Source organism: Spiroplasma endosymbiont of Colias croceus, from assembly GCF_964020095.1.
Lineage (GTDB): Bacteria > Bacillota_I > Bacilli_A > Mycoplasmatales > VBWQ01 > Spiroplasma_E.
Window position 1 is genome coordinate 1,679,156 of the sequence record NZ_OZ026536.1, and the last position, 21,470, is coordinate 1,700,625.

At 29.8% G+C, this 21,470-nt stretch carries 14 protein-coding genes and 3 rRNA genes; 1 reads left to right on the forward strand and 16 read right to left on the reverse strand.

What is annotated here, in order from left to right; genetic code table 4:
• Positions 1-86: 86 nt before the first annotated feature.
• From AACL24_RS10455 to AACL24_RS10465, 3 genes are all read right to left on the reverse strand, one after another.
• Positions 87-503, reverse strand: coding sequence for a hypothetical protein (locus AACL24_RS10455; RefSeq protein ID WP_339046681.1), 417 nt, complete (start codon positions 501-503; stop codon positions 87-89).
• A gap of 318 nt (positions 504-821) precedes the next feature.
• A complete protein-coding gene (locus AACL24_RS10460; protein ID WP_339045908.1) occupies positions 822-1,229 on the reverse strand; it encodes a transposase family protein in 408 nt (135 codons plus the stop codon).
• Positions 1,230-1,252: 23 nt separating this feature from the next.
• Positions 1,253-1,675, reverse strand: coding sequence for a transposase family protein (locus AACL24_RS10465; protein ID WP_339045912.1), 423 nt, complete (start codon positions 1,673-1,675; stop codon positions 1,253-1,255).
• 266 nt (positions 1,676-1,941) lie between these two features.
• Here AACL24_RS10465 and AACL24_RS10470 point away from each other — a divergent pair, with 266 nt between their 5' ends.
• The gene (locus AACL24_RS10470) at positions 1,942-2,214 is read left to right on the forward strand and encodes a hypothetical protein (protein WP_339046683.1); all 273 of its coding nucleotides are present in this window, start codon (positions 1,942-1,944) and stop codon (positions 2,212-2,214) included.
• 113 nt (positions 2,215-2,327) lie between these two features.
• Here AACL24_RS10470 and rrf read toward each other — a convergent pair.
• From rrf to nagB, 13 genes are all read right to left on the reverse strand, one after another.
• Positions 2,328-2,434: ribosomal RNA gene (gene rrf, locus AACL24_RS10475) — 5S ribosomal RNA — on the reverse strand.
• 82 nt (positions 2,435-2,516) lie between these two features.
• Positions 2,517-5,454, reverse strand: a 23S ribosomal RNA gene (locus tag AACL24_RS10480).
• Between the two features lie 192 nt (positions 5,455-5,646).
• Positions 5,647-7,167, reverse strand: a 16S ribosomal RNA gene (locus tag AACL24_RS10485).
• The 16S, 23S and 5S rRNA genes sit together here, the layout of an rRNA operon.
• 311 nt (positions 7,168-7,478) lie before the next feature.
• The gene (gene thrS, locus AACL24_RS10490; protein ID WP_339046685.1) at positions 7,479-9,413 is read right to left on the reverse strand and encodes a threonine--tRNA ligase; all 1,935 of its coding nucleotides are present in this window, start codon (positions 9,411-9,413) and stop codon (positions 7,479-7,481) included.
• A gap of 43 nt (positions 9,414-9,456) precedes the next feature.
• On the reverse strand, positions 9,457-10,863 hold the full coding sequence (gene pyk, locus AACL24_RS10495) for a pyruvate kinase (protein WP_339046687.1): 1,407 nt from the start codon (positions 10,861-10,863) through the stop codon (positions 9,457-9,459).
• Positions 10,864-10,881: 18 nt separating this feature from the next.
• Positions 10,882-11,934 carry an ATP-dependent 6-phosphofructokinase gene (locus AACL24_RS10500; protein ID WP_339046689.1) on the reverse strand — a complete coding sequence of 351 codons (1,053 nt, stop codon included), beginning with the start codon at positions 11,932-11,934 and terminating at the stop codon, positions 10,882-10,884.
• 106 nt (positions 11,935-12,040) lie between these two features.
• The gene (gene eno / locus AACL24_RS10505) at positions 12,041-13,345 is read right to left on the reverse strand and encodes a phosphopyruvate hydratase (protein ID WP_338957874.1); all 1,305 of its coding nucleotides are present in this window, start codon (positions 13,343-13,345) and stop codon (positions 12,041-12,043) included.
• A 119-nt stretch (positions 13,346-13,464) separates the two neighbouring features.
• Positions 13,465-15,795: a hypothetical protein gene (locus AACL24_RS10510; protein ID WP_339046691.1), complete on the reverse strand. Its 2,331-nt coding sequence runs from the start codon at positions 15,793-15,795 to the stop codon at positions 13,465-13,467.
• A gap of 38 nt (positions 15,796-15,833) precedes the next feature.
• Positions 15,834-16,766: a hypothetical protein gene (locus AACL24_RS10515; protein ID WP_339046693.1), complete on the reverse strand. Its 933-nt coding sequence runs from the start codon at positions 16,764-16,766 to the stop codon at positions 15,834-15,836.
• 191 nt (positions 16,767-16,957) lie between these two features.
• Positions 16,958-18,493, reverse strand: coding sequence for a 2,3-bisphosphoglycerate-independent phosphoglycerate mutase (gene gpmI, locus AACL24_RS10520; RefSeq protein WP_339046695.1), 1,536 nt, complete (start codon positions 18,491-18,493; stop codon positions 16,958-16,960).
• 17 nt (positions 18,494-18,510) lie between these two features.
• Positions 18,511-19,887 carry a hypothetical protein gene (locus tag AACL24_RS10525; RefSeq protein ID WP_339046697.1) on the reverse strand — a complete coding sequence of 459 codons (1,377 nt, stop codon included), beginning with the start codon at positions 19,885-19,887 and terminating at the stop codon, positions 18,511-18,513.
• Between the two features lie 41 nt (positions 19,888-19,928).
• Positions 19,929-20,678, reverse strand: coding sequence for a triose-phosphate isomerase (gene tpiA, locus AACL24_RS10530; RefSeq protein WP_339046699.1), 750 nt, complete (start codon positions 20,676-20,678; stop codon positions 19,929-19,931).
• 16 nt (positions 20,679-20,694) lie between these two features.
• The gene (gene nagB, locus AACL24_RS10535; protein WP_339046701.1) at positions 20,695-21,444 is read right to left on the reverse strand and encodes a glucosamine-6-phosphate deaminase; all 750 of its coding nucleotides are present in this window, start codon (positions 21,442-21,444) and stop codon (positions 20,695-20,697) included.
• Between the last annotated feature and the right edge of the window lie 26 nt (positions 21,445-21,470).

A 21,470-nucleotide genomic window follows, 5' to 3' on the forward strand; every position in this document is an offset into this window, starting at 1 on the left:
CAAAAAATAAAACATATTTTGAACAATAATTTTTAAAAAATATTAAAAGTGTTATTAAAATAAATTTTTAAACTTAAAAAATGTGATTAATATCATAGTTTTGCAAGAAGTCTAATAAATTGTCTCACTGCAAATTCAGAAGATGAAAATTGAGTATACCTTTCTAATGCAGTTATTGACAAATCCCAATGATGTTCATTTTGTCCATAGATTTCAACAAAATCTGGAAAATACATTAGTGAAAAATCATTAAATCCTACAGGATAAAGATCAATGATCTTATCAATGATAGCAAGTGCCTGTTCATAACTGGTTGGTAAATATCTTCCTAAATTAATAGCAATTTTCCTCATACGGGCTTTCAATTCTAACTTATCTCATGTTTCATCTATAATGTCATTGATAAACTCATCAATTTTAAATAGAGGGTATATGGTTCTAATAGTTACAGCCAGATCTTGAAGTGAATGGTAATTATACCTGTTTTTTAATAATTTTGGCATACTATTTTCCTTTTAATTTTTATTAATAAAAATTATTAATAATATTTTATCATTGTTTTTCCTTCTTTTTTATATATAAAAAACCAATGAAAAAATAATTAATATCAATTTCCTTTGGACATATTCCGTAATTAAATTTAATTAATTGTCAATAAAATTGTTTTAAAACTATTTAGTGTTATTGAATATAGAAATAAATATTTTTTGAAAAAATAGTTTAAAAAATGAGTTTACATTTTAAACAAAAAATTGTTAATAATATTTTTATATTAACTCGATAAAAATTTAAATTTTAAAAAAATATTTTTAATATTTTTTTTATTTTAATGGTTTTATTTTATTAAAAATTTCACAAAGTAAGTTAAATCTTAAGTACATAAGTCTAAATTTAGATTTTCTACATTTATTTACTAAAATTTTGAATCTTTTCAATCAAGCAAAGACATGTTCAACTTTAATTCTAATTTTAGATACAATCTTATTGTATTTTCTTTCTTGTTTAGTTAATTTTTTATTTTTAGTTCTTTTAATTGGTATTATTGTATTTTTATAAATATTTTGTATACCTTGATATCCTAAATCACCAATAATTATTGTTTTTTCTGAAAATTCAAGATTTGAATTTTTTAATATTTGAAAATCATGCACTTTACCATTATCAGCAAAAATATCAACAATTTTTTTATTAAAAAAATCATATACAATTTGAAATTTTATAGAATACATTCAACTTTTACCAGAAAAATATTCTAACTGTAGTTTTTTTTAGTTGGTCTTTCAATTTCAATCTCAGTTGAATCAATTAAATAAAATTGAAATTCATTTGAATTTTCTTGTTTTTTATCAATTTTTAATTTATATCTTTCTTTTAAAAATTGGTAATCTTTGTGGTTACTAAGTTTATTTTCTACTCAAGTAATATTTCGAAAACAACTTGATGGGCTCATTTTAGATTTAATACTCATTTGAAAAAAAGTATAATATTCTTTTCAGTATAATAAAGTCATCATTAATCTTTCTTCTACTGAAAGTTTATTTTTTCGACCTTTATTTTTTTCTAATTTTTCTATTTCAATTAATTTTTCTAACATTTCATTAAAATGAAAACGTTTTATACCAAAATATCTATAAAATTCTTCATTTTTTAATTTTTTTAAATTTTCAAAAATCATTTTTATCAACACTTTTCTAAATTTATTGTTAATAACAAAATTATAAAATAAATTTTAAAATTATTAATTGACTTTTAAAAAATTTAATTACGGAATATTTCTTTTATATTAATATTTGTTACATTTCTTATGATAAAGCATCAAGATTATTTTTAATTTAATATTATTTTAATATCAATAATAAAGGTAATGTTTAAAATAATATATTTTATCGCTAAAATGTTAAAATTATTATTGTTAATATTTTTAGTTTAAAGGAGAATAATATGCAAACAAAACGTTTAATTAAAAGTTTAATTAATAATTTTTTATTTATTATTAATGCTATTTTATGAATTTTTAATATTAGATCCGTTGGTGAAATCGTCACCGGAATTAATGTTGGATCAAATCGTAAAGAAAAACTAATCTATGGACTTTGCAGTTTACTACAATATATAACTTATATATCATTAATTGGATTTATTATTACTATTTATTGATGAATAAAAAATGATTTATCAATACCAGAGCCTATAAGTGGATTAAAACAATCATAAATTAAAAATAAAAGGGTGAAAAAACCCTTTTATTTTTATTAATAAAATTATTTACTTATTTTAATGTAAAAATTAAAAAAATCTTAATTTTTACATTAAAATAAGTAAAAAAAATTTGGCATCGTGCTATTTTCCCATTGCTGGTATTTTAGGCGCTGGAGTGCTTAACTGCTGTGTTCGAGATGGGAACAGGTGTGACCACTCAGCCATGGACACCAAATAGTTTAGCAATTGCTCCCTAAAAACTAGAAACAGACATCTTTAAATTTGATTACTTTTGATTTGCAATAGAGAATATATTCTTCAATAAATCCTCGATCTATTAGTATCAGTAAGCTGAACATATCACTATGCTTACACACCTGACCTATCAACCTTGTAGTATTCAAGGGATCTTACTTCTTTCGAATGAGAAATCTCATCTTGGAACTGACTTCGCGCTTAGATGCTTTCAGCGCTTATTCATGCCCTACATAGCTACCCAGCTGTGCCACTGGCGTGACAACTGGTGCACCAGAGGTAGGTCCATTCCGGTCCTCTCGTACTAGGAACAGCTTTCCTCAAATTTCTTGCGCCCACGACAGATAGGGACCAAACTGTCTCACGACGTTCTGAACCCAGCTCGCGTACCGCTTTAATGGGCGAACAGCCCAACCCTTGGAAGCGACTACACCTCCAGGATGCGATGAGCCGACATCGAGGTGCCAAACCTCCCCGTCTATATGAACTATTGGGAGAGATTAGCCTGTTATCCCCGGGGTAACTTTTATCCGTTGAGCGACGGCCTTTCCACACAGCACCGCCGGATCACTAAGCCCAACTTTCGTTCCTGCTCGACTTGTATGTCTCGCAGTCAAGCACCCTTTTACCTTTGCGCTCTACATATGATTTCCATTCATATTGAGGGTACCTTTGGGCGCCTCCGTTACTTTTTAGGAGGCGACCGCCCCAGTCAAACTACCCACCAGACACTGTCCTTAGACCAGATTATGGTCTCAAGTTAGAATTTCAATATAGCAAGGGTGGTATCCCAATGGTGACTCCATGCCTACTAGCGTCTGCATATCAACGTCTCCCACCTATGCTGTACAAACTACACCAAAATTCAATATCAAGTTGTAGTAAAGCTCCACGGGGTCTTTCCGTCTAATCGCGGGTAACCTGCATCTTCACAGGTACTAAGATTTCACCGAGTCTATAGCCGAGACAGCGTCCGGATCGTTACGCCTTTCGTGCGGGTCAGAACTTACCTGACAAGGAATTTCGCTACCTTAGGACCGTTATAGTTACGGCCGCCGTTCACTGGGGCTTCAGTTCAAAGCTTCGCTTACGCTAACAAATCTCTTTAACCTTCCAGCACTGGGCAGGCGTCACCCCCTATACATCGTCTTACGACTTAGCAGAGAGCTGTGTTTTTGCTAAACAGTCGCCCGGACCTCTTCACTGCGACTCATATTGCTATGAGCTCCCCTTCTCGCTAACTTACGGGGTTATTTTGCAGAGTTCCTTAGCTATAGTTATCTCGCTTGCCTTAGGATATTCTCCTTGACCACGTGTGTCCGTTCTCGGTACAGGCACCATGGTGATGTCTTTAGAAACTTTTCTTGGAAGTATGGCATCAAATGCTTCGTTACTAAGCGAACCGTTCACTCCCCATCGTACTTCAAGGTTAATGCTGTGCGGATTTGCCTACACAACCCTCTTTGTACTTAGCCCAGCACTACCAATCACTGGGACATTTTAGCCTTCTCCGTTATTCCATCAGTCACCATGGTGGTACAGGAATATCAACCTGTTATCCATCGACTACGCCTTTCGGCCTCGCCTTAGGTCCTGACTAACCCTGGGTGGACGAACCTAGCCCAGGAAACCTTGGTCAATCGGCATGAAGGATTCTCACCTTCAATCGTTACTCACGCCGGCATTCTCACTTCTAAACGCTCCACTAGTCCTTCCGGTCTAACTTCGCCGCAGATTAGAACGCTCCCCTACCGCCCACAATATATGTAAACATATATATAGACCCATAGCTTCGGTACAATGCTTAGCCCCGGTACATTTTCCGCGCAGAATCATTCGACTAGTGAGCTGTTACGCACTCTTTAAAGGATGGCTGCTTCTAAGCCAACCTCCTAGCTGTCTGAACAATTCCACATCGTTTTCCACTTAGCATTGATTTGGGGACCTTAGCTGATGATCTGGGCTGTTTCCCTCACGTCCATGGACCTTATCACCCATAGACTGACTGCCAGATATGTAACAATGGCATTCGCAGTTTAATTGCATTCAGTACCCCGAGGTGGGGCCATCATACATTCAGAGCTTTACCTCCATTGCACTAATTCTGACGCTAGTCCTAAAACTATATCGGGGAGAACCAGCTATCTCCAGGTTCGATTGGAATTTCACCGCTAGCCACAAGTCATCCACGGTCTTTTCAACGAACGTTGGTTCGGTCCTCCATTAACTGTTACATTAACTTCAACCTGCTCATGGCTAGATCACCTGGTTTCGGGTCTACGACCACATACTAAACGCCCTATTCAGGCTCGCTTTCACTTAGGCTCCGTCTTTTCAACTTAACCTTGCATGTAATCGTAACTCGCCGGCTCATTCTACAAAAGGCACGCCGTCACCCATTAACGGGCTCCGACTTGTTGTAAGCATATGGTTTCAGAAACTATTTCACTCCCCTCTCGGGGTACTTTTCACCTTTCCCTCACGGTACTGGTTCACTATCGGTAATTGGTTAGTATTTAGCCTTACGCAGTGGTCTGCGCAAATTCCGACAAGGTTCCACGTGCCTCGCCGTACTCAGGATACTGTCAAGAGATTTATACATTTCGCATACTGGGCTTTCACCATCTATGGCGTTGCTTCCCAACAACTTCTGCTATATATAAATTTTGTAACTCTTCATAGGTCGAACCTAATAGACAGTCCTATAACCCCAGTCTGACGACTGGTTTAGGCTGCTCCCTTTTCGCTCGCCGCTACTAAGGGAATCGCATTCGCTTTCTTTTCCTCTAGGTACTAAGATGTTTCAATTCTCTAGGTATCACTCTGCACAACTATGAATTCATTGTACAGTACTATCTGATTAAAGATAGTGGGTTTCCCCATTCGGACATCTCCGGATCAAAGCTTATTTCCAGCTCCCCGAAGCTTATCGCAGGTAATCGCGTCCTTCATCGTCTTCCAATTCCAAGGCATCCACCATAGGCTCTTAATAATTTATTTTTAGAATATCCTATTGCAAGATAAAAATTATCTTATTTTTTTTAAAAGATGTCTATTATCCAGTTTTTAAAGAACAATTGCTCAGAGAAAACAATCCCTGAAAACTAAACAGAACAAAAGAAGTAATCCAATAAATCATCCATCTAATTTTTCTTGTTGTCTTGGTTTCTTATTAGAAACTAAACTCCATAGAAAGGAGGTGATCCATCCCCACCTTCCGGTAGGGATACCTTGTTACGACTTAACCCCAATCATCAACCCTGCCTTTGGCAGCTCCCTCCTTACGGTTAGGACACCGACTTCTGGCATTGCCAACTCTCGTGGTTTGACGGGCGGTGTGTACAAGACCCGAGAACGTATTCACCGCGACATTGCTGATTCGCGATTACTAGCGATTCCGACTTCATGAAGTCGAGTTGCAGACTTCAATCCGAACTGAGACTGACTTTTTGAGATTTGCTTGACCTCGCGGTTTAGCGACTCTTTGTATCAGCCATTGTAGCACGTGTGTAGCCCAGGTTATAAGGGGCATGATGATTTGACGTCGTCCCCACCTTCCTCTAGCTTACACTAGCAGTCTCCTTAGAGTCCCCAACTTAATGCTGGCAACTAAGGACAAGGGTTGCGTTCGTTGCTGAACTTAACCAAACATCTCACGACACGAACTGACGACAACCATGCACCACCTGTATCCTTGTTAACCTCTACTATATCTCTATAGCTTCGCAAGGTATGTCAAAACTTGGTAAGGTTCTTCGCGTTGCTTCGAATTAAACCACATGCTCCACCGCTTGTGCGGGTCCCCGTCAATTCCTTTGAGTTTCACTCTTGCGAGCATACTACTCAGGCGGAGTACTTAATGCGTTAGCTACAGCACTGCCTCATGGCAACACTTAGTACTCATCGTTTACGGCGTGGACTACTAGGGTATCTAATCCTATTTGCTCCCCACGCTTTCGTGCCACAACGTCAGTAATAGGCCAGTTAGCCGCCTTCGCCACTGGTGTTCCTTCATATATCTACGCATTCCACCGCTACACATGAAATTCCACTAACCTCTCCTATACTCTAGTAATGTAGTTTCCAAGGCGGTTAGGGGTTGAGCCCCTAAATTTAACCTCAGACTTGCAAAACCGTCTACGCACGCTTTACGCCCAATAAATCCGGATAACGCTTGCCACCTATGTATTACCGCGGCTGCTGGCACATAGTTAGCCGTGGCTTTCTGGTAAGGTATGGTCGATACTAAAATCATTTCCTATTCTAGCACTTCTTCCCTTACAACAGACCTTTACAATCCGAAGACCTTCATCAGTCACGCGGCATTGCTCCATCAGGCTTTCGCCCATTGTGAAAAATTCCCTACTGCTGCCTTCCGTAGAAGTTTGGGCCGTGTCTCAGTCCCAATGTGGCTGTTCATCCTCTCAGATCGGCTACGCATCGTTACCTTGGTAAGCCATTACCTTACCAACTAGTTAATGCGCCGCATCCCCATCAATTAGCGAAGCAAATGCTCCTTTCATTATTTATCATTGCAAATAAATAACATATGCGGTATTAGCTGTCGTTTCTAACAGTTATTCCCCACTAAATGGTAGGTTAGATACGTGTTACTCACCCGTTCGCCACTAAAGATTGCTACTTTCGTTCGACTTGCATGTATTAGGCATGCCGCTAGCGTTAATCCTGAGCCAGGATCAAACTCTCAATAAAATTGTTTTTGTTAAAAAATGATGTCTGACTTATTTAATTTTTAATAAAAAATTGACGGATTAATTCTTGTTCTATTTAGTTTTCAAAGATCGTTTTTTCTAGTTTGTAACCCATTTATTTTCGGGCACAATAAGTATCTTACAGAAAACAAAACCCAATGTCAATGAAAATAATAGTAAAAATATAAATATTTTTTTCGTATAAAAAAATGGTTTAAATTTTACTAAGTATATTAGTAAAATTTAAATTGCTTAATTAACTAAAAAACCATTTAAGAATTAGAACCTTAAATGGTTTTTTAATTTTTATAGTTATATTTTATTCTCAACTTGTTTTGTTAATAATTTTAAAAATTCTGATAAGGTAACAATTTTACTTTCTTTTTGACCATACTGACGATAACTTAAATTATTATTTTCTATTTCCTTATCACCAATAATAATTTGATAAGGAATTTTTTGAGTTTGTGTTTCAACAATACGTTTGCCAATAGTTCCACTGCTAATAATTTCAGTTCGTAAATTATGTTGTTTACAAGTTTGCAATAATTTATTAGCATATTCTAAGGTTTTTTCTTTTTCATTTATTGGTAAAATTGCAATTTGCCTTGGTGCTAATCATAGTGGAAAAACACCTTTATTTTGTTCTAATAATGTGGCAATAAAACGTTGATATGTACCAATTAATCCTCGATGAACAATAACTGGATTTGTTTCATTATTATTTTCATCAATATAAGTTAAATTAAACTTTTTCGGTAATAAGAAATCGAATTGAATAGTAGATATTGTAATTTCATGACCTAATGCTGTTTTAATTTGAACATCAAATTTTGGTCCATAAAAAGCAGCCTCACCAATCATTGGTTTATACTCTAATTGTAATTCATCTAATACTTCACGTAATGCTGTTTCTGCTTGATTTCACATTTTATCATCATTAAAATATTTTTCTTTATCAGCAGGATCTCGTAAAGATAATGATAAATAATCAATTTTAATATTTAAAGTTTTTAAAACCTCAGCAATTAACTGATAACAACGTTTAAACTCTGTTTTCATTTGATCAAATCTAACAAAAATATGAGAATCAGTTAATTCCATACTTCTTACTCGTTCTAAACCAGTTAAAGCCCCACTTGCTTCATAACGATATAATAAAGCATGCTCACTTAAACGCAAAGGTAAATCTTTATAACTACGAAGAGCACTTTTATAAATCATACAGTGATGAGGACAAGTCATTGGTCTTAATACCAATTGTTCTTCTTCTTTTTTAATTGGAGTAAACATATTTTCACGATAATGATCTCAATGACCACTTTTTTTATATAATTCAACAGAACCTAAAACTGGTGTTGCTACTTCTTGATAATCTCACATAAATTCTTGTTTTCTCAAATATTCCTGCAAAACTTTTTTAATAACCATACCATTTGGTAAAAATATAGGTAATCCTTTACCACAATCATCATTAAAAGTAAAAATACTTAATTCTTTACCTAGTTTGCGATGATCACGATTTTTTCGTTCTTCAAGTTCATTAAGTTTATCTACTAATTTTACTTTTGAATAATCACAAATTCCAGAAATGCGCTGTAATTGTTTATTTTTATCATTTCCTAATCAATATGCACCAGTAATACTTAATAATTTAAAATCTTTTATTGATGAAGAATTATTAATAGCAACACCCGATGCTACTACTAAAGTCTTATTATCAACTAAATAAGAGCATTTTAATCCATTAACATGATTTAATTTAATATATTCTAAAGCAAAAGGATTGTCTTTATGAGTTTTTAAAGATTCTTCTTTAGTTTGACAAACTCTTTTAATTTCAATATTTTTTATTAAAATTTCACGCATTTTCTCTTCAATTTTAATTAATTCATCATTAGAAAGTCGTTTTTCATAATCAAAATCTAAATAAAAACCATTATCATTAGTATTAGCAATCGTAATTAACGCTTGTGGATACATTAATTTAATAGTATGAGCTAAAATCATAGCACATCCATAATTTAAAATAGTTCATCCTAAAGCATCATCTTTTTTAATAAACTTGATTTCAGCATCTTCTTTAATTTCTCAATATAAATCTTTTAATTGTCCATTCAGAGTAAAAGCAATAATTGAAGAATCTATATTTTCATTTTCCTGTTTTAATAATTGATAACCAGTAATTGGATTTTCAATATTATAAGTCATCGTTTTGCCATTTAATTTAATTACATTAATTTTCATGTTTTACCTAATTCCTTTTCTAATTTACCTCAGTAGTACTAGGTTATTTAACAATAAAAGTTGTAAAAGGATTAGTATTATTATTAATATCTACTACTAATACTTTTGATTTAGTAGGGATTATATAAGTGCTACTAATGCTTTTAACTAATTGCGAAGAATTACTTAATTCTACTGGAATTCCTTCAGTTGCTAAAAAAGTATAAATTCCAAAGTTTATTGCAAATTTATTATAATCAATAACATTATTAACAATAGGAATTATATAAACTGGCAAATGAGCATTAGCAATAGTTCTAATATAATTACTATCTTGACTATTAGTAATTAAATATTGTGGTTTTTCTTCAATAATTTTTTTAATAGTTTTAGCAACCAATTGATCTTTTGTATGCAATAAATCAGTAGCAATTTTACTCTGTTCTTGATGACTTTCAGCATCAACAAGAATTTTACTCATTGTTGCAATTGATAACACAGGATAGTTACCATTAGCAGATTCACCCGATAACATTGTACATGTTGCTCCCCAATCCATAGCAACCCAAACATCAGTAACTTCAGCACGTGTTGGATGAGGGTTATCTATCATTGAATCTAGCATTTGCGTAGCAACAATTATCGGTTTGTTAACAGTAAGACATTTTTTAATTCATTCACGTTCTAAAAAAGGAACTTTTTCAAAAGGAATTTCAACTCCTAAATCACCACGAGCAACCATAATAGCATCTGATTCTTTTAAAATTTCATCAAAATTATTAACTGCTAATTGTGATTCAATTTTAGCAATGATTTGAATATGTTTACCATCATTATCATCTAAAACTTTGCGGATTTCTTTAATATCAGCTGCTGAACAAACAAATGATGCAGCAACATAATCTACTTTTTGCTGACAACCAAAAATTAAATCTGCTCTATCTTTTTCAGAAATAAAAGGTAAAGACAATTTAACATTTGGAATATTAATAGCACGACGATCTTTAATAGTATGTGTATTTAAAGCTTGACAAATAACAGTATGGTCTTTAACCGCTGTAACCTTTAATGATAATTTACCATCATCTACTAGTAAATTATCATTAACTTTAATATCTTTTGCTAAATTACCATAATTTACAGAAAACTTATCCGCAGTACCAATAATCTCTTTATTATCAATTATCGTAATAATTTCATTTTTTTTGATTTCTACACTACCTTTTGTAAAGGTATGTGTTCTAACTTCTGGACCTCTAGTATCTAACATAATAGCAACTGGTACATTTAATTGTTTAGATACTTCTCTAATCATTAAAACCCTTGCGAAATGTTCATCATGAGTACCATGAGAAAAATTTAAACGCCCACAAATTGAGCCATTTTCTATTAGTTGTTTAATAACATCAGCAGAATTTGAAGCAGGTCCTAAAGTAGTTACACATTTAGTTTTTTTTATAATTGATATCAAATTATTCACCTCTTTTTATTAAGTATTTTTTTTAAAAATAACTCCTGACAAACGTAAAATTTTATTAGCAACGTTATTTTTATTTATTGAAGGTGTGTTTAATGCATCTTGAATTTCAATAGCTACTAATTTATTATCTTGCAATCCAATACAAATACTAGATTTATTACTATTTGCAAATCTTTCAGCAGCAAAAATACCCATCATTGTTGCTAAATAACGATCAAATGCACTTGGTGTTCCCCCACGTTGAATTTGACCCAATATTACTGCTCTTGTTTCACAATCAGTATCCTTTTCAATGATTTTAGCTATTTTATTAACATCATATTGACGTTCAGTTACTACTATTACTAATGAACGACGTTGTTTTTTAGTGTACAACTGTTTAATAATATCAATCAATGACTGTTCTCCAATTCCTAAATCTTTAGTTGCAACTAAATCACAATTTGCAGCAGCAGCACTGTGAAGAGCAAGATCACCACAATTACGACCCATTACTTCAACAATCATAATTCTTCCGTGAGAATTAGCATTTTGACGAATTTTATCAAGATTTTCAACAATTGTATTAAGAGCGGTATCAAAACCAATAGTAAACTCACTTGAACTAATATCATTATCAATAGTACCTGGAATACCCACACATTGAATAGCTGCTTCATTACTTAATTTTTGCAAACCATTATATGTGCCATCACCACCAATAGCAATTAAACCTTCAATTTTTTTAGATTTTAAAATTTCAATACATTTTTTACGAGTTTCTTCTTGCTCAAATTCTCTAAAACGAGCAGACCCAATGATTGTTCCCCCCATCTCAGTTCCTAGATCAATTAAATTTGCTCAATTGTTATCAATAACGTGAATGTCATTTGTCATTATTCCTTTATAACCATTTTTTATTAAAACTAATTCAAATGGTCTTTTATCAGCAGTAGCAATTTTACTATTTTCATGATTTATACCACGAAAAGTTTTATATACTGCATTAATAACATTATTCATACCTGGTGAATCACCACCAGAAGTTAAGATTCCAATTCTTCTTTTATTTAATTCTTGCATATTTAGTCATCCTCTCTTCTAATTACATTATTTTAGTGATAATTATTATACTTTGTTTAAAATTAAAAAGGATATCAGTAAATTTAACCATAAAATATGATTTTAATTAATTAATATTATAAAATACATCGTCACCTAAAAATTTAGCTTGATCTGCTAAATCGGCTTCAATTGTTAATAAACGATTATATTTTGCAACACGATCAGTTCTTGACATTGAACCTGTTTTAATTTGTCCAGTATTAAAAGCTACTGCTAAGTCAGCAATCGTTGTATCTTCAGTTTCCCCAGAACGATGAGATACTACTGCTGTTCACCCAGCTTTTTGACACATTTCAATAGCCTCCATAGTTTCAGTTAATGTTCCAATTTGATTTAGTTTAATTAATACTGAATTAGCAACGTTTTTAATAATTCCTTCTTTAATAATTTTTGGATTAGTAACGAATAAATCATCACCAACAACTTGGAATTTACCTTCTGATTTTTCTAATAATAATTTAAATCCTTCTCAATCACCTTCAGCCAAACCATCTTCAATTGAAATAATTGGATATTTTTTAGTTAAATCAACTAAATAATCTACTAGTTGCGCTGAAGTTAATAATTTTTCAGTATTTTTACTTTTACCATCTTTATTGCCAAAAACATATTTACCATTTTTATAAATCTCTGATGATGCACAGTCCATAGCAATTTTTATATCTTTATTTGGAGTGTAACCCGCTTTTTTAATAGCTTCGACAATTAAATCTAATGCTTCTTCAGTTGATTTTAAATTAGGAGCAAAACCACCTTCATCACCAACTGCAGTAACTAAACCCTTACCTTTTAAAATACTTTTTAAAGCATGAAAAGTTTCAGCAGCCATTTGGATTGCCTTTGAAAATGTTTTAGCACCAACTGGCATTATTAAAAATTCTTGAAAATCAATATTATTATCAGCATGAGCACCACCATTAATTACATTTAACATTGGGACTGGCAACTGACAAGCATTAGTACCACCTAAGTATGTATATAAGGGCACATATAATTCATCAGCGGCAGCTTTAGCAACTGCTAATGATACCCCTAAAATAGCATTGGCACCTAATTTTGTTTTATTTTCTGTTCCATCTAACTTAATCATTGTTTGATCAATTAATCTTTGATTAGTAACTTCCAAACCAATAATGGCTTCGGCAATATTTTCATTAATATTTTTAATAGCTTTCATAACACCAAGTCCACCATAAACTTTAGTATCTTTGTCTCGTAGTTCTAAAGCTTCTCTAGTACCTGTTGAAGCACCTGATGGCACTAAAGCAATCCCGTATCCACCATCTTCAGTTCAACATTCAACTTGAATAGTTGGATTTCCTCTTGAGTCTATTACTTGTAGTGCTCTAATATCAATAATGCAAGACATATTTGTTAATTCCTTCTTTCTTTAATATTTCACTAATTATTATACAGAAAAAAATATTGTTTAGAATCAAAAAAGCACAAATATTTTTTATTTGTGCTTCTAAAATAATGATGATTTAATTACATTTGTTGTTGTTGTGAATGTTGAGTTGTACTACTTGGTGATGATGTATCATTAACTTTAGCAGCAGTATCACTATTTCATGGTTTTGGAGTTACTCCATCATCCTCTGGTATTAAACTTTCAGGATTATTAAGAGCAGTAATTATTGCTTTCATTAATTCATCAGTTTCAATCGTTTTTTGATTAAAATTATTACCATTAGATAAATCTTTTCTGTTAATAGTTACATTTTGTTTTACTTCATCTCTATAAAAGATATAACTTATACTTTTAAAATTATCATCTTTATCAAAAGTTAAAGAAAAATCAACTTCATTTTTAGTTAAATATGATAATGCACGAATTTGTTCAGGACTAAGTTTCACTTCTGCTTTTAATGGAATTCCAAGTTCATCATTACATAAAACATAACATTTTCCATTAAAAATATTAAAATTAAAAGTTTTAATATTTTTTGAAAATAAGTTTGATTTTAAATCAGGTATTGGTCTTACTGTTCTTGTTTCTGATACTCTTACTTTTGCTTTCTGATTTATGATACTAAGTTGTTCTTTATCTTCATCACTTAACTTATTAGAGCAATTTACTTTTTTATTATTTTCATCAAAATAATATGCTCTTAAAAATTTTCCATCATACTTATTAAATAAAATAACAGTATTTGCATTATTATTTTTATCTATTAAATTTTTCAAAATATCATTTTCATCTTTTTCTAATTTTAATTTTTTATCCAATGTTTGCTCATCAGTTGTTATGTTTAAATCTCATAATTCTCTACTATCATCTCATTTTAAATTAATAACATTTTTAACGATAACTGGAGATAATTTTGTAGCTGATGGTTTTGGTGATATTACCTGTTCAGCAGCAGCTCTTGCCACTTTAACTTGTGATCCATTTTCTCCACAGTGAATACCCTTTAATCCATTAGGAAATAAATTATTATTTGCAAAACTTTTTCTTAACTCTAATAAAGAAAGTGTTCCAATACATTGTAGTTGATTTTGATCAGCAATAACTACTCATTTTTCTACTAAATTATTACTTGGGTTTTTTGCAAAGTATACTTTTTGATACTTACTAGCAACTTCTATATTATTTCATATTTTTTTATTATCCAGAGAAAGTTCTTGTTCAAAAATTACATTTTCTGGATCTGATTTAGCATCTGATATTTTTATTTTACCATCTTCTATTACTAAACTATACAAACCTTCTATGCTATTATTTTGTAATGTTTCAGTGATATTATTTGTAATCGGTAAAGGTTCAGGTAAATCTTCTGGTAATACTTCTGGTACAATAAGTAAAAAAAGCATAGCATCTAAATCAATTTCTTCTTGTTCTGCTTTAATAACAGATGCTAATCCAATATTATTTGTTGGTTCTATAGTAAATCCTAATTCTGGAGGAGTACTTAATGCTTTTAAATCATCAAATTGCTGGTCGGTTAAAAATTTAACTTTATGTGCTTGATATTTTACATTATCATATAATCGTCCTAGAACAGGTTTTTTTGTTATTTTATAGCTTTCTCAAAAAATTTCTCCATTTTCGTTAATCTTTTTATTTAAATAAAAAATATCATTATCAGTAATACTTTGAGCAGTTGTTGAGATTATAAAAGTATCATTTGGATCAGTAACATTTTTAATAAAAATTTCATTTCCTTGACAATAAATAAAATAGTCTTTTTCAACATTCACTAAATTTAAATGTTTTTTAAAATCTTCGATCATTGTACTATTTGAAGAATAATCATTAATTTTATAGTATTCCACATCTCAAACTGGGTTTGGTTGTTCAAATGGATTTCGCAACTGTGGAGTATCTAATAAACTTTTAATCTTTTGATTAATTAAAACATCATTTTCTTTAAACAGTCCAGAATTTATAAAAATTTCATTAAATTTTAATAAATTTATACTTCCTAATAATCCTAATTCAGGTCTTATTTCACCTTCAGATTCATCAAATAAAATTTTATATACTTTAATTTTAGTATTGTCAGTTTCATCCTCAACGAAAACTAATTGGTCTTTTTTAAATATACTTTGATCATTTTGAATTAATGATTCATCACTAATAAATATAGTATTAACTAATGAACCACTATCAACAACAAATTTTCCATCTTGATTTAAACTAACTATTTTTTTTACTTTTAATGGATTAATATTGAAAGAAGAATTCTTCAAAATATTAAGTATATTCTTTTTTGAATATAGGTCATCCTCTACTTCAATAGCAATATCTTCAAAATCACTTATTTCTGATTGATATATACTTCTCATAATGTTTGTAAATCATTTAAAATTTTCCATTAGTGGCATTTTTATATTTTCTCCTTTAATTATTACATTTATGGTGTTGGTGTAGATAAAACTGACTTAACATTTTGTTCTACTGGTTTTGATGGTGCTTCAGTACCATTAATTTCCTTTGCAGGAAAAAAATTATTACTTTGTACTTCTTTTTTAGGTGCAACAGAATTATTTTGTAAATGTTGTGAATGTAAAGAAGAGGCTGTACTAATTACTCTTTCAAGAGTATCAATTAATTTTTCATCAATTTTTATATCTTTCCTCTTATGAGTCTGGTTATCAATAATATATGCAAACAAAATCTTTCCATTTTTATCAACTTCAATATTTATACTACCATTACGAGGACATTTTTTGGCTACAAAGTTTTTAAATTCCTTAGCATCATTTACATCTACAGGAACAATTGTTTTGTTTTTATTATCAATAAATAAATAACACGTTCCATTTTCAGCAAATGATAATTTCATAGGCTCTTCAGATCTTTTTATAATATTAACATTAAGATCATCTAACTCTTCTTTATATTCTTCATTATTTAAATTATTGGATTCTGATTGAGTTTTTAATAATAATGCCGGTAATTCTTTTTTACCTAAATATTCAAGAATAATCTTATCATTTTCTTTTTTAGTTCGATATAAATGTACTAGAGAACTATCTAATTTTTCTTTTACTATTACTAGTTGTTGTAATTGATCACTATTAATTGCTAAAGGTGGTTGTTGAATAATACTAACATTTTCATCATTAGTATTTTTTACTAAACGTCCCTTTTCATCTACATATACAAGTTCAATAATATATTCTTTTAAACTACTATCTAATTGTGTTTTTATATCATCAATCTTAACTTCCAAACTATTTAAAGTTATATTGGGTGATGATTCATCTTTTTTACAACTTAATGATTTTTGTAGAAAGTCATTAAGTTCTCGATATTGATATTCTACTGTTTCTGATAATGGCATACTTTACCTCCATAATTTTTAATAAATGTATAGATTTCTAAAATAATATAGGAACTAAATATAATAAACCCCTTATATTTATTTAAAAAAATAAAAGGGGAAACACTATATTTAATTCATATGCCTGTATTTTAATACTTTTATATTCTTAAAACAAGCACTTATCAATAAAAAGAAAAATCAATATATTTTTATTTAATAATTAAAGACTCACTGGTCATAACAGTTGGTTTAACTAAACCCAAAACGTCTAATAGCGTTGGAGCAATATTTGCTAAGCAACCACCTGATTTTAATTTTAATCCTGTTTTACAAATAATAAATGGTACTGGTTGCGATGTATGTTTTTTATTAGGATTACCCTCTTTATCAATCATGATTTCAGCATTACCGTGATCAGCAGTAATCATTAAAATACCATTCACTTTTTTCATTGCTTGAAACAATTTTCCAATACATTCATCAATAACATCAATTGCATCAATGGCAGCATTTAAAACACCAGTATGACCAACCATATCAGGATTAGCAAAATTTAAAACCATAACATCATATATGTTTTTAGAAATTTCACTTTCTAAACGAGTAGTAATTTCGCGAGCACTCATTTCTGGTTTTAAGTCATAAGTTGCTACTTTTGGTGAAGGAATTAAAATTCTTGTTGATAGTGGATATTCAACATCAACACCACCATCAAAAAAATAAGTTACGTGTGCATATTTTTCAGTTTCAGCAATTCGTAATTGATGATATTGATTTTTACTTAATCATTCCCCTAAAGCATCAAGCATTGATATAGGTGGAAAAATAACACCTTGTGGTTTAACACTTTTAGCATATTCCATCATTGAAATAAAAAAAGTATTTTTTAATGTTGGTATTTTCATACTAATATTAAAATCATATTTATTATTTGTTAATGCTGATGCTAATTGAATTGCACGATCAGGACGGAAATTAGCAAAAATAATGCTATCGTTATTCCTAATATTACCATTATTAATTTCAGAATTATAAGCAGGCATAATAAATTCATCATTACGACCAGCACTATATTCTGCATTAACATAAGCAATAGGATCAATAAATGAAGCACCTTCATGATTAACTATTACATCATATGCTATTTTTAAACGATCTCAACGTTTATCGCGATCCATAGCATAATATCTTCCTGAAATAGTAGCAAGCATACCAATGCCTAATTGTTTCATAGTTTTTAATAACTGTTCAATATAAATTTTAGAAATATCAGCTTTTGTATCACGACCATCTAAAATAGCATGAACATAAACATTCTTAAAATTTTGTTGTTTAGCAATTTCTAATAATGCTAAAATATGATTAATATGAGCATGTACTCCACCATCACTTAGTAAACCAATAATATGAACATTACTATTATTCTTTTTGGCATGATTAATTGCTGACAATATTGTTTCATTTTTAAAAAATGTTTTATCATTTATTGACTTATTAATTAATGTTAATGACTGATAAATTACTCTACCGGCACCAATTTGTAAATGTCCAACTTCAGAGTTGCCCATTTGTCCTTCTGGTAAACCAACTGCAAGGCCAGAAGCTGAAACTTCAGTATGCGGATAAGTTTTTAATAAATAATCCAAATTAGGTTTTGTTGCAGAACTAATAGCATTAGTTGAACTAGATTTTGCAATACCAAAACCATCTAAAATACATAGTAATATTGGTTGTTTTGTTTTCATAAATTTCACCTCATATTTTATTTAATAACTTGTAACTGATGTTTAAAATTATCAGATTTAAAAATAGTAATCATTTTAGTAATAAAATCAGTAATACATTGATAATGAACAGTACTCAAAATAACAATATCTTTTTTAAAGACTATTTTAATAGATTGCTTTTTAGTAATTTTAGTAATTATTGTTTTTAAATCACAAATTGATTTTAAATTTTCACTTAATAAAATAACCATACTAGGATTATCACTAATATTATTAGAAAGAAATAAAATAGTATTACTACTATTAGCTAATAAATTGTGTCCTTTAATTTCCATTAAATTATAATCTAATAAATCATTATTAAAAGAATAATGAGTAATTTTCAAATTATCAATGACTTCTGAATAATAACCATAAGGAAAAGTCTGTGATAAATTTTCTAATATATCTTGAGATACTATCCGCCATTTTGAAAATGACTTCAATAGTTCTTTATGAATTTTTTGTAATTGTCATAAATCTTGATAATTAGTAATATTAGTTATCGGTGCTATTGGTTGAATATTTTCGGGCTGATTAATTGCTCTAATTTTTTTATTAATAGCATTAATAGCAATAATGATTGGTTTTTTAGCATTAATAAAAAAGTTTTCAATTCGTTGTTTATTACCTGCTATTAATGTTATTTTTCGCTGATCTTTATTAGTTTTAATAGCAACAACTGCTATTTTTTGCAAATTAATAATTTCTTGTAATTCAACTTCATTAAATTTTTTTAAATAACTATATTCTTTTTTATTTTGCAATAAAATTAACTGTTCTAATGATAATTTTTGTTCTAATAAAGAATTAATGATAAATTCACTTTGCAATATTTGTTTTCTATTTATCTTTAAATTATTAAGAGCAACAATAAAATTTTGTTCAGTAATAGAAATAGAACTAAAATTAGAAGTTTTATAATTTAATTGTTTCATCAAACTATTTGTAAATAATTTAGCACCAATTTTATTATTAACTAATGATTGATGATGACTTTCATTGATAGTTAAATACAATGGAATATCGTTAATAACGATTGGTCCACTATTAACATTAACTAAATGAATATAAGTATTAGGAATAAGAGTATTATTAACATCAATTACTTCACCAGTAAAATATTCATTAGTAATAATACCTTTGTCACTAACAATACTATCACTACTAGGAGCAAAAATAGTTTTAGTACAAATAATAAAGCCAATTTGTTCTAATTGATTAGTGTCTTCACCATTTTTACTAAACAATGCTAAAATTTCTGACTTATTCCTAAAAGCATTGACAAAAGTGGTTGCCGGAAAGGCACGATGTTTAATTTTTTTTGTTAGTTTTGTTCACATACTTTTAATTTGTATCTTTGATAATTCCATGTTTAGTTAACTCCTTATTTTTATTAGTAATTTAAATAGAGTTAAATTAGTAAATCAAAAAAAGATTGTGGTACTAATGAAGCACCTCCAACTAATGCACCATCAATGTCGGGTTCAGAAAGTATTAATTTAATATTATCGGGTTTTACTGAACCACCATACTGAATACGTACTTGTTCTGCAACATTTTTATTATATAATTCACTAATAAATTCACGAATCATTTTACAAACCGTTTGGGCTTGTTGAGCTGTTGCTGTTTTACCAGTACCAATTGCTCATATTGGCTCATAGGCAATTACTAACTTAGCAATATTTTCTGTTTTAATATTTTTTAATGCTAACTTAATTTGATTTTTAATTACTTCATTAGTTTCTTTATTTTCATATTGGTTTAAAGTTTCACCACAACATAAAATTGGTATAATATTAGCATTAAATAGTGAATGTATTTTTTTATTTATTGTTTCATCTACTTCATTAAAATACATTCTGCGTTCAGAATGACCAATAATAACATGACTAACCATCATATCTTTTAGCATCTTAATTGAAATTTCACCAGTATATGCACCTTCGGTTTCATAATGACAATTTTGAGCTGCAATAATTAAAGTAGAAGTTTTGTTCATTTTTAATAAGGGTAAATTAGTAAAACTAGCTCCTATTCCATAATCATATTTAATATTTTTAGTTTTTATTAATTTATTAAATTCATTTAAAAAAAATTGAGTTTCTTCTATATTTTTATACATTTTTCAATTTCCAATAATAATCTTTTTACGTTCCATTTGTTTCTCCTTTAAGTTAATTTTTTTTTGATATAGTTGGTTTTAATAATGCTGCTGCTTCTTCATCAATAATAATTGTAACATCATCATGATTTTGTAAAAAAGTACATGGATAATTTGGAGAAACTTTACCTTCAACTAACTCTCGAATAGCTTGTGCTTTATTAGTTCCTGTAGCAATTAAAACAATCAATTTAGCTTGTAAAATAGTATGAATGCCCATCGTAACAGCTTTGGTTGGTACATCTTCAACTTTAGAAAAAAATCTTTTATTAGCTTCAATTGTTTCTTTAGTTAAATTAACAACATGTGTTTTACTACTTCCAAGAGTACCTGGTTCATTAAAAGCAATATGACCATTAGTACCTAAACCCAATATTTGTAAATCAATTGGTCCTTTTTCTTTTAATAATTTTTCATATTCTTCCACATTTTGGTCTAAATCACCAATACCTTTAGGAACATACGTATTTTTTAAATTAAGACTTTTAATATGATTAAATAATTGATGATTCATAAAATAACTATAACTTTTTACATGATCTGGAGTTAAACCAACATATTCATCTAAATTAAATGTTACAACTTTTGATCAATCTCTTTTGTTATTTTTTGCATCTGCTATTAATAAATTATATGTTTCAATTGGACTACTTCCTGTTGCTAATCCTAAAATAGCATTTGGTTTAACTTTAATAATATCAATAATAATTTTACTTAATAATTGAGCAACCTCAGTTTTATCTTTTAAAATAATTAATTTCATAATTTAAAAACCCCTTACATTACTTA